Annotated in this window: 10 protein-coding genes; 6 read left to right on the top strand and 4 right to left on the bottom strand. The window is 55.5% G+C overall.

Going from position 1 to position 10,133, the window contains the following annotated elements; all coding sequences use genetic code 11:
• Positions 1-516: DUF934 domain-containing protein (locus tag HV796_RS38330; protein WP_175233022.1), on the top strand; the 516-nt coding region annotated here is incomplete at its 5' end.
• A 263-nt stretch (positions 517-779) separates the two neighbouring features.
• On the opposite strand, the gene HV796_RS38325 is transcribed toward HV796_RS38330, so the two are convergent.
• A complete protein-coding gene (locus HV796_RS38325; RefSeq protein WP_175233021.1) occupies positions 780-2,132 on the bottom strand; it encodes a ferredoxin reductase domain-containing protein in 1,353 nt (450 codons plus the stop codon).
• Positions 2,133-2,887: 755 nt separating this feature from the next.
• On the opposite strand from HV796_RS38325, the gene HV796_RS38320 reads away from it, so the two are divergent.
• From HV796_RS38320 to HV796_RS38310, 3 genes are all read left to right on the top strand, one after another.
• Positions 2,888-3,232 carry a DUF4148 domain-containing protein gene (locus tag HV796_RS38320; RefSeq protein WP_175233020.1) on the top strand — a complete coding sequence of 115 codons (345 nt, stop codon included), beginning with the start codon at positions 2,888-2,890 and terminating at the stop codon, positions 3,230-3,232.
• Between the two features lie 56 nt (positions 3,233-3,288).
• A complete protein-coding gene (locus HV796_RS38315; protein WP_246356299.1) occupies positions 3,289-3,642 on the top strand; it encodes a DUF4148 domain-containing protein in 354 nt (117 codons plus the stop codon).
• A 96-nt stretch (positions 3,643-3,738) separates the two neighbouring features.
• Entirely contained in the window at positions 3,739-3,990 is a 252-nt protein-coding gene (locus HV796_RS38310; RefSeq protein WP_175233019.1) for a hypothetical protein, read from the top strand.
• Positions 3,991-4,880: 890 nt separating this feature from the next.
• On the opposite strand, the gene HV796_RS38305 is transcribed toward HV796_RS38310, so the two are convergent.
• On the bottom strand, positions 4,881-5,630 hold the full coding sequence (locus tag HV796_RS38305) for a carbonic anhydrase (protein WP_175233018.1): 750 nt from the start codon (positions 5,628-5,630) through the stop codon (positions 4,881-4,883).
• A gap of 1,337 nt (positions 5,631-6,967) precedes the next feature.
• Between HV796_RS38305 and HV796_RS38300 the strand changes: the two genes are divergently transcribed.
• Positions 6,968-7,627, top strand: coding sequence for a response regulator (locus tag HV796_RS38300; protein WP_175233017.1), 660 nt, complete (start codon positions 6,968-6,970; stop codon positions 7,625-7,627).
• A gap of 64 nt (positions 7,628-7,691) precedes the next feature.
• Positions 7,692-8,129, top strand: a complete 438-nt coding sequence (locus HV796_RS38295) for a hypothetical protein (protein ID WP_175233016.1) — start codon at positions 7,692-7,694, stop codon at positions 8,127-8,129.
• A gap of 466 nt (positions 8,130-8,595) precedes the next feature.
• On the opposite strand, the gene HV796_RS38290 is transcribed toward HV796_RS38295, so the two are convergent.
• Together HV796_RS38290 and HV796_RS38285 are read right to left on the bottom strand one after the other, a co-directional pair.
• Positions 8,596-9,123 carry a hypothetical protein gene (locus HV796_RS38290; RefSeq protein ID WP_175233015.1) on the bottom strand — a complete coding sequence of 176 codons (528 nt, stop codon included), beginning with the start codon at positions 9,121-9,123 and terminating at the stop codon, positions 8,596-8,598.
• A gap of 518 nt (positions 9,124-9,641) precedes the next feature.
• Positions 9,642-10,133, bottom strand: a 492-nt coding sequence (locus tag HV796_RS38285; RefSeq protein ID WP_175233014.1) for a YadA family autotransporter adhesin, incomplete at its 5' end; no start/stop codon positions are given.

Raw genomic sequence — 10,133 nt, 5'->3', positions numbered from 1 at the left:
ATCGTCAACGATGACTGGACGGTCGTGCGCGCGGCGGAAGACGGCACGCTGCCGGCGGTGGACGCGTTGCCGGCCGGCAAGGTGCTGGTGCCGCTCGCGTTGTGGCAAAGCGCGCGCGATGCGCTGACGGCGGCGCGCGGCGCCGCCGGAATCGGCGTGTGGCTCGCGCCGGATAGCGAACCGGCCGATATTGCCGGCGACTTCAACAAGCTCCCGCTGATCGCAGTCGATTTCCCGGTGTTCCGTGACGGCCGCGGCTACAGCATTGCGCGTCTGTTGCGCGAGCGCTATGGCTATAAGGGTGAGATCCGCGCGATCGGCGACGTGCTGCGCGACCAGTTGCGCTTCTACGAGCGCTGCGGGTTCAACGCGTATGCACTGCGCGCCGACAAGGACATTCACGACGCGCTGAAGGCATTTACCGAGTTTACGGTGCAGTATCAGGGCGCGTTCGACGAACCGCGTCCGCTGTTCCGTCGCCGTGAAACAGCCGCATCGCAAAAAGCATCCGGATGAGCGACGTTACGTCATACAAACGTGTGCTGCTAAGGTCGAGGAAACTAACATCATGGGCAGCACACTCAGTCTGTCGATGGCGGTCTGAATTCACGTAAATCTGGCGACGTCACCTAGGAACGGTCAGAAACCGTGCTGGCGCCGCGAGAGTGCATTGAGAGGGAATTGGCTATCGGCAGAATGATGACTCCGCACGCGCCAGGGAGCCCGGAGGGCGACCGAATTTCCCGCGCACTCCAATGAACTCCGCCTTCACGCGGCCCTCATGAATCCCAGATCGGGCCGAAAGCAGGAATTGCGCGCTGTTCCAGTCCATAGACGACCTGCCAGGTGATCTTTCTGTTTGCCACGCAAATGACCGCTTCCGCATGGTGCTGCATGTATGCAGAGTAGGCGAGTTGAAGCACGTCGGGGCGGCCGTCTTCGTCGGAGTCCCAGATCGTGATGCTTTTCTGGCTTGCGAGAATTTCGTCCACGAGCGCATCCCCATAGGTTTTTCTCGGATTGCGCGTGACCCATACCATGTGCGACGACACCTCATTCGCGTGCAGGTGAGTCAGCAGCGGGAAGATGCCGCTGCCTGTGGCCACAAACACTACCTTGCGGAACAGTTTCCGCACATTGGCCATCCCGGCGACCGGAATGCCGCGTACCCAGACGTGTGAAGGCGGTCGGTCGATAAATTCGCCAGTCCAGTCGCCCGCACGGGAAACCACCATCCTGTAGCCGTGCGCCGGGTCGCTTGCACGAACACAGGCGAAGGCATGCCAGCCGAAGAACGGGTTGCGGCTAATTGCCCTGACCGAGCCCACCATCGGAGTGACATCGTGATGCAGGTCCACCAGCGCGGCATGCGACGACGGACTGGTCACGGCGATTCGAACCTTCCGCAGCCCGAACCATGGCGTGAGTGAGGAGGCCGTACTCACCAGAAGCAAACTACAGATCACCATGGTCTGGACACGCCCGGAGGCGGACCCGCTGGAGAACTGATGCAGCGCGAACGTCAGGGTATTGGTCAATGCAAGGACAAGTGCCGTCCATCCAAAAAAGCGGTGCGAAAGCTCGAAGCGGTCGTGAAAACGCTCCCTCATCGAGGGCATAGCCATGACGATGATTCCAAGGATCAGCGTGATAAACGCAAGGGATAATGCGAGATTCACCATCGACACTGATCCCGAGTATGTCCGCGCCTTTTGCACAATTGCCAAAACAAAAGCGAGATACCATGCCGTGCCTGACAGGGCGGCACCTACGTGTAATCCGCCAACATGATAGACCTTGGCCAGAGCCCACCGCACGTCCAAGGGCCAATGTACGGGCGCCCTGACCGCAAGGCGGGACATGAGATTGACGAGGTACTGATTTCTTCCCAGAATCGCAATGGAGAAATTGGCCTGGGCAGCGATGAGCAATGAGAGCGGCGCGTACGTCGTTATCATCGACGCCACACAGATGTTCAGAATAATGACGAGTACAGCGATGCGGTTGTAATGCATCATACGGCGGTGACTGAAAATGCGCCGTATAACACTGACGGTCGGCGGAAGGGCAACCGCAATCTGAGGCACTCTCGTCAGAGTGTTCGTGGCACCTACGGAAGTTGCTTTTTTCATTAAAGAATCAGAATATTAGGCTGTATCTTGGGCGGTCTGAAACTGAGGAAGATGGCGTGCTTTTCTTGAGTCGCATACAATTTCTTAATTTGGCATGCCGCGCCTCCTATTAACGAAACAATAGCCGGCATTGCGAAATTTTATGTCAAAGATTTTTAATCTACGTAAAGCGCAGAGGAGAATTGGCTATCAGCCAGGTTGATGGCTCGTTGCACTGCTATGATGCAAGTTGCATCTTCCTACATATAGGCCACTTCCCGTTTTGCGTACGTTTCTTCGCGATCCGCAGCCAGAAACAACAGTAGTCGGCACTCGTAGAACGGTACATAAGCAACTCGACTCGCACTGCTCCGAGCTGTCGGACAGGCGTGTTTTCCCCTTTTCCGATCTGCTGCCGCCGCTTTTCCACTGGATGTCATGCGAGGTTGTCAGTTCTCACCTGCATATTTTGCAGTTGCACGAACCACCAATCACGAGCACTTCTCAAATTCACCTGTTCACGCAAGAAAGACAGGCAACCCTTATCAATGGCAAACAGAGCCGTCCATTCCTGACGGCATAACCCCAAGGCATGGGACGCATCGCAAGTATGTATTTTTCGCCCGCCCCTTCTCCCGCTACACTTTTCTCAACGATTCGCGATTGACAGTCTTCCTAGACCAAGCATCGCGAAACGTCCCTGGTATTGAACAGATCATCATTCTCTGTGCTTTACCTCGTTAATGAACAAATATCTACATAGTACAGAACACAAAATGGAAGCGCTTCGAGCATTCACCATAGCCACTTTGCTCGCACTCTCGGCGGCCGCCCTTGTCCCCACTGCTTCCGCTCAAGGCATCACCCGAGCAGAAGTACGTCAGCAGCTCATAGCGGCGGAAAACAGCGGCTCACGTCTCGTGACAGAGACATCCTATCCGAATACCGGTCTGATCTATTCTCATCGGGTCAAGCGCGCGACCGAGCAGGCCGGCGACACTGGCGGCACACCTGTGGGCACTTCGCAAACCGGCAAACTTCCTCGTAACTCCAGCCACAATAGGACGTCCGCGGACTGCGTCGGCCCGGTTAGTTTCTGCAACATCTATTTCGGTGATTAATCGCTCGTTAATCTGTTTGATTTTTATATATTCAATAACTCGAAGGAGTTGACATCATGAAATCCATGAAAACGCTCACGTTTGTTTCCATTAGCATAATTGCGCTCGTTAGCCCCGCTCTGTGTTTTGCGCAAACTGTCGCGCCACTCACGCGGGCCGAAGTGAAAGCCGATCTGATTCGCCTCGAGAAAGCCGGCCACAACCCCGGGTCAGATGCTTACCCGGTGAACATTCAGGTTGCCGAAGCCAAAGTAGCTGCTGAGCAAGCCAAGCAAACTTTGAATGACGCGGCAGGCGGCATCACTTTGTCCGGCACGTCGGCTTCCGGAGCGCGGGCTGCCGCGCCTCGCGATTCTGCCTCATCATGCTCAGGACCCGCGAGCTTCTGTGATATCTACTACGGCGAGTGACGTACCGCGACAGTCGTGTACGACACCGCAAGAGGTTTTCGCCGGTGATGTTACAGGACCGACACGATGCCTTTCTAATCATTGCAAGGTGCAATCATGAACATACTGTCCGGTTGCCGCATTCTGCACCACCCGGCAGTGATCGGTATTACGATCTATCTGGCTGAGGTGCTGACCCGTACCGACAACAGCTTGGCAGCAGCGCTACTCGTTATCGCGGCAATGTTGGTTTCGCGATCCATTATCTGTCTTCGTCGCTTATTTATGATCGGCGCGCGAAATCGTGACGTGCACACGTGGGATACGGTGGCGCCCATCCGCGGAAAAACCTCTGGTCCCCGGGTATAGCCGCCGCGCAAGCCTCTTTGCTGGCTTACAGCCGCTGCACGAGTGTGACATCACCGTCGGCGACGAATCCTGAAGAGCTCCTAGGCTAGGGATGGTGCTCAAAACAGTCGAGCGGACTGATGTTCAAAGGGAGCATAGCCTGGCAGAATAAACGTATGAAACAAGCCGACCTGCCCCTTACCTGAGTAACCGGCGCACGCGCAAGCGAGCGCTGCTCGACGAAATGGACCGCGTTGTGCCACGCAAGGATTTCGTGGCGCTGATTACGCCGCATGCCTCGCGCAAGACGTCAGGGCGCAAGCCGTTTTCTACCGACGCGATGCTGCGCATTCGTGGCACCCAACTATCCGTATGCGAAAAGCATGTTATGCGGGTCGGATTTTCGTGACCACGGTCGTGCCGTTTCGCAATCAATCCATGCAGGTTACCTGAGCCGTCGAGAGAGCGGCTCTGATGAGTGAAACGTTGACATCTTCGAGACGCGCCGACTACACGAGTGTGATCGTGGTCGCGCAGTCGATGCAGAACGCGGGCAATCCAACAGCAAGGCCCAGACATTGGGGGTGTTTTCGTTGACCATCGCAACGCTACCGCGTTCGTGTTGCGATGCTTGTCCGACTCGGCAACCATAGTGGACTTGTGCCCCCTAGGTAGGCGGCAAGGCGTCCGGATTCCTGCCACCAGCAGATGCTACGAAGGAATTTCCGAAACTGCGTCTTTGTCAGCGCGGTAGTTACCAGCCTAAATGCAGATCGAAATCTTGCTAGAATACGACAACATCGGACGTGCAAGCGAAGGCGTACCGAGCGCCCGAGACAGCAACCGCAGCATCTGGCTGCGACGCTTCCATGCCCCAAAAAACGCGCTACCGCTCCCTGGGATCATCAAAACTAGCCGAGGAGCCCGACCTTGCCATCGGACAGACGGTAAACACCTCCGACGATCTTGATTTTCTTCAACCCTTCAGCTTCCCGAATGAGCATCGAAGATGACCGCAAATCGGCCATGCTGTTACGGACGTTCTGTGCGATCGCCGCATCGAGCAGGTTTCCTGCCTTGCCTTTTACCTTATTCACCGCCGGCACTATTGTCATTGCTAGCGACTGAATCTTCCCAGGATACGTTGCCCCCTTGATCACAACATTGATTGCCGCACCCACCGCGCCGCACTTGTCGTGTCCAAGCACGAGAATCACTGGAACCTTCAATACGGCAACAGCGTATTCAAGACTGCCCAGCACGTCGTCGTCAACTACATTGCCCGCCACACGCGTTACGAACAGATCGCCGCGCGAACTGTCGAAAGCAAATTCAGGGGCAACTCGCGAATCAGCGCAACTTAACACGGCCGCATAAGGGTTCTGTCCGGCAATAAGGGCGTCCCGATCATGGGCGAAATCCTGACGCCGAGTTACGCCTGATACATACCTTGCGTTTCCCTCCATCAATCGCTTAATCGCGTCGTCTGGCGATAACACGTTCTCCGGCTTTGGGACCACCGTGACTTCGGCCGCGACCGACAACTTGCTCGTCAGTAGACCGCCGATCGTAACAGCAATCGCTGACGCACCAGTCTCGCGTAGGAACTTTCGACGAGGCGACGACGGGACACTCGCCAGACAGGTTTTCGAATCGCACATTTGACGTTCTCCATCAGACTTGCTATTACGCATCGTTTGCAGTTCAGCTCGGAGACAACGGTTCAACCAAGGTCTGGCGGCCAAGGGGCTGCACGTCTCGTGAAACAACACACATCAAAGTACTTACTTCGCGCCAGCTTGCGCCGCTTGCCTCTCCGACAGTTGCCGCTGGCAGAATGCCTGCCCCCTGACGAAACCTTTGGGTCTAGACTGAAGACAGTTCATATCACCGCCAGGGCAATTATGAGCTGTACGTCGCTGCAGTAGCGGTGACACTTCCGTATAAGCCACGAACCAGCCCCAACGTCCTTTAGATCGCAAAGGTCACCGCAATGGAAACACGATCTTGAAAAGACGGTCAAAAATACTCTAAATAGGCAGCTCAATACTGATATAAAATAGCTACTCCACATTAACCAGCCCTCTATAAAAATAACCAACAATGCGAACCAGCATTGATCCTCGCGCGAATTACGCTCCTCGCAAGATGAATTTTAGTGTCCGAATTTCGCAGAGGCGATCTAAGGCATTCAGCAAGCAAGCTGACGCCAAATGATAAATCGTTTCCCCTGCGAAATACCGGAGCTAGATAGCTAATTTCGAGTAGACCCGGAGCACTGCCAGCACATGAGCGACACATCGAACGACACCTAATGCTCAATATGATCGACACTCCTTTCCTACCCTCAACCAACCACCTGTAGCCCCTTTCAAGGCGCATGTCGCCGTATCGGCAGTCAACGAAACCCATGCCGCCGGTTCGGGTTTTACAGACCAGCTCCTTCTTGCACCGATCGCCACGATATCGGCCGATCAAATGAAACTACCTGTAGTAAAACAGAATATCGCTATGTATGGCGGCCAGAGGTAAAATAAATTCCACGTCAACAAGTTAACATATCTCACTGCGTAACATGTTTAACCCATCATTGCCAATACATCGCCAGATGCTTTCCCGCCCCGAATATCACAATCGTCCAATTGAGGATCGACGCAGCCTACCGCAACTGGAGCTTGAAAAGCTTCTTTGGTCGATGAATTGGCATCCACAACTTGAAACCGTTGACGGAGTCGCATGTCGCTTCGATTGATCCGTGCCGCACTTCCGTAGACACGCAACGACGCGGAAAAGCGCTGACGCGTATCGGGCGAACTTCGAGCATCAATGATGCAGGCTAGAGATTCTGGTTAGGGTGGCGTTTTCGAGGCATGCGACGTTGTCACCTTGATTTTGGGAGAACTTGCTCAATATTTTTCCAAGACCGCTCATAAGACTCAGGTTTTTCATCTGAACGTCTGCCGAGACTCGAACATCTTTTACGTGTGTCCAACAATCCATGAGAATCCTTCTCGCTGAAGACAATGAGCTACTGGGCTTAGGCATCGAGATCAATCTGCGCGAGGCGGCGTATACGGTTGACTGGGTTCGCAATGGCCGCGATGCCAAGCTCGCGCTCGCGACAACCCAGTATGCACTGGCAATACTTGATCTGGGGTTGCCGAAAATCTCGGGTCACGATCTGCTGCGGGCCGTGCGCGACGCCGGTAACAACGTCCCGGTACTGCTGTTGTCCGCGCGAGCTACCGTAGAGGATCGCGTGTCGGGACTGGATGCCGGCGCCGATGACTATCTCACCAAACCGTTCGATCTCATGGAGTTGCTGGCGCGCTGCCGTGCACTCGTGCGTCGCTCGCAGCAACGCGCCTCGGAAAAGATCACATGGCGCGAGGTCACGATCGACACGATGGCGAAGACCGTCTTTCGCAACGGAGCGCTGATTGTGCTGACGGCCAAAGAATGGGCCATTCTGCTTCAGCTAATTACCCACCAGGACGTGCCGCAATCGCGCGCCCAACTCGAAGAATGCCTTTATGGATGGCAGGAGGAAATTGAAAGCAACGTGATCCAGGTGCATGTCTCGAATCTGCGCAAGAAACTCGGCACAGAAGTAATCAGCACCGTTCGAGGCGTCGGTTATATAGTCTACAAGACCTAATACCCCATACGATGCGAGCGTCCGTCTTTACATCGCTACGATCGCATCCGTGTTGTGTCACACTGTGGCCTTCGGCTTCATTTGCGCATCGCGCCGAACACGGTCTTGTGAAGATACGCGGCTTGTCGAGTTCGCCCAGCTGGCCGCATCCGTTAACAAGCCCGATCTCGTACAGGTGGCGCGGTGGAAAATTGGCGTACGCGTCGAACTGCCCTTGCTGAGCGTCGACTACCCTCTCCGGAAGCGGGCCATGTCGAGATGTTCTGCCTATCGGCTGGAAGAGTTAAACACGCTCATCGAGCGCGCAAGTACGGCCCTTGGCAATCACGAGGTCGGTATGCCGGACATCATGTATGGACCTGCTTCACCTCAAGGCGCCACAACAACGGCGCTGCAGGAAAAGCGAGAATGGGTCCCACTCGCGTCCGTTTCTCTCGACGAGATCGTCAAGGAAGTAATAGCTCGCAATATTACTCATGCAAGCGAGTATTCTGCTCGCTAAGCAGCGCAATTTCGCGATCAAATATAGACGCCCGCGCGTGGGCGGATTGAGGTGTCGATTCATCAAGGTAACGAGATCATTAATCTTCGTCTTCCGTGACGACGGGCCGAGCGTCCATGTTTCGGAATTCGTACTGCTTAGCGACTAGTTCTACCGCGGTAGAGACACACGCAAGAAGGCAGTGGACCCAGGTTATCGATCGCCGCGCACATTGCGCGTTACTTCGACGCGCGACTGCTTTTTCAAACCAGCACTTGATTACCAAGGACTTGCGGTCATGGTCTCGTTCCATCATTTAGATGTTCACGGGCCGATGTCTGGGCACACAGGCAACTATGAGGATGGTTCCGGATTGAGTCGCCCCGTCATTACCCGAATAGCAGGCCGATGTCCCATACAATACATGGAACATGCTTGCACGGAACTGAGATGCATTTCAAAAGGATTTTGCGATAGCGTCGGGCCATCATCCACCCGGATCAAACCGCTGGTGATTATTCGGCCATCGTTCCGTAGAATGGCTGGCTGCGCGATTCATCCCATTGGGCCCGGTTACCCTTTCGAGGACTGAAATACTCATTGCGGTAACTTGCATATTGCCAGCTATCATGCGCACATCGGAGTCCGGATGCTCTCCAGACTCAATTCCATGCGCGGACAGCTCGACGAAGCCGCGGACCTTCTGCGGTCCCTGTGCGCTGTAGGTCGAGTCCGCGGCATCAGTATGAACGTACATCGTCCATTGCGCACCATCAACAAGGCGCCCCTTCTGTTTTTCGAGCTTCGTTAAATCGGTGGCCTTCCACCTGTCGATCGGACTACTCTCTGAGAGGAGTAGCTCCGCCAACATACTGAACGCGGCCGGAACCAGATCTCGGCGCACGCTCAGATGGAATTTATCTCCTGCATATGCGCCAGGACTCTGCCGCTCAAGGCGACTTACTTGAACGAAATTTTCGAAGCTGCCCTGCACACGGAAACCGTTGTTCGACACATCCTTCCAAGGCTTGCATGGTTTCGTAGCTTCATCCTTCGAAAAGGCCCCTTGCCTCACCGGAACACTGTTGGCCGCAGTTCCCGCATCTGCTGTCGCAATTCCCCCAGACGGGAAAGTAGGTGCTCGCGCGCCCCTTCCGCAATTCCATCGGATCTGTTTGGGATGGAGTCCCTCAGATCTCCGTAGACCATCGTCGGCAACTGACGCACAACCTCAGGGCTTGCGTGGAAGCCTGCGTAGCGCATCTCGGGGTTACGGATTGATCGGGTTGGTGATTAATTTAGGGAGTTCAGCCGGTGATACTTGGCCCATCGTTGCCAGATCCGGTTGGCGAAGGAGACCGTGTGCTGGAACATTGCATGAGCAGATCATTATTTCAGGAAGACGGCGGCGTCGGCGACTGTATATCGCCAACGCCAAGCTCACCCAGGCAGTTACGCAAATGCCAACGCCCACCGAAAATTTGCTCCCCAATACTCGGTAACTTAACATTTCGCCACAGGTAGCTTGCCCCACTACCATTGATACCCGGCGCTTACGCCACCTCCATATGTACCTCGCGAACTTGCTGACATTGCCGCCTTGTACACCCAATGGTTATTCCCTGATACGTGCGAGATGCCCAGCGCCTGACCTGATTGCCCTTGGTACACCGTGCCTGCCAGCGCCACCATGCTCATCCCTGGCTGCGTCGGTTGTGGCAACAAGGATACGGCCATCGCGGCGGCAGCTCCTGCGTCCGCATCCCGGCTGACCGAATCAATCCGGTTGTTCACGTTGTGGATCTGACTGTCGGTGTAGCTGTTGGCCTGCCCGACGCCCTGCGCGACAGTCTGGTTGAGCTGCTGCACGTTCACCGCGTCGGTTGCCTGCGTGCCCGCCGCCACGTTCGTGATCTGCCGCTCCGCGCCTGGCGCGCCCACGCTCACCACGTTGCTGCGGCCCCCGTCGCTCGAGTTCGCCCCGATCGCCGCCGAGTTGCTCCCCTTCGTCACCGTCGGCTGGTC

The organism is Paraburkholderia humisilvae (assembly GCF_902859855.1).
GTDB lineage: Bacteria > Pseudomonadota > Gammaproteobacteria > Burkholderiales > Burkholderiaceae > Paraburkholderia > Paraburkholderia humisilvae.
This window is presented reverse-complemented; position numbering and strand designations above follow the sequence as displayed.

What these genes read in the sequence shown, in the direction of transcription:
- HV796_RS38320 (WP_175233020.1), top strand. Translation starts at nt 2,888, where the DNA reads ATGGAAGCGCTTCGAGCATTCACCATAGCCACTTTGCTCGCACTCTCG.
- HV796_RS38315 (WP_246356299.1), top strand. Translation starts at nt 3,289, where the DNA reads ATGAAATCCATGAAAACGCTCACGTTTGTTTCCATTAGCATAATTGCG.
- HV796_RS38310 (WP_175233019.1), top strand. Translation starts at nt 3,739, where the DNA reads ATGAACATACTGTCCGGTTGCCGCATTCTGCACCACCCGGCAGTGATC.
- HV796_RS38325 (WP_175233021.1), bottom strand. Translation starts at nt 2,132, where the DNA reads ATGAAAAAAGCAACTTCCGTAGGTGCCACGAACACTCTGACGAGAGTG.
- HV796_RS38305 (WP_175233018.1), bottom strand. Translation starts at nt 5,630, where the DNA reads ATGTGCGATTCGAAAACCTGTCTGGCGAGTGTCCCGTCGTCGCCTCGT.
- HV796_RS38300 (WP_175233017.1), top strand. Translation starts at nt 6,968, where the DNA reads ATGAGAATCCTTCTCGCTGAAGACAATGAGCTACTGGGCTTAGGCATC.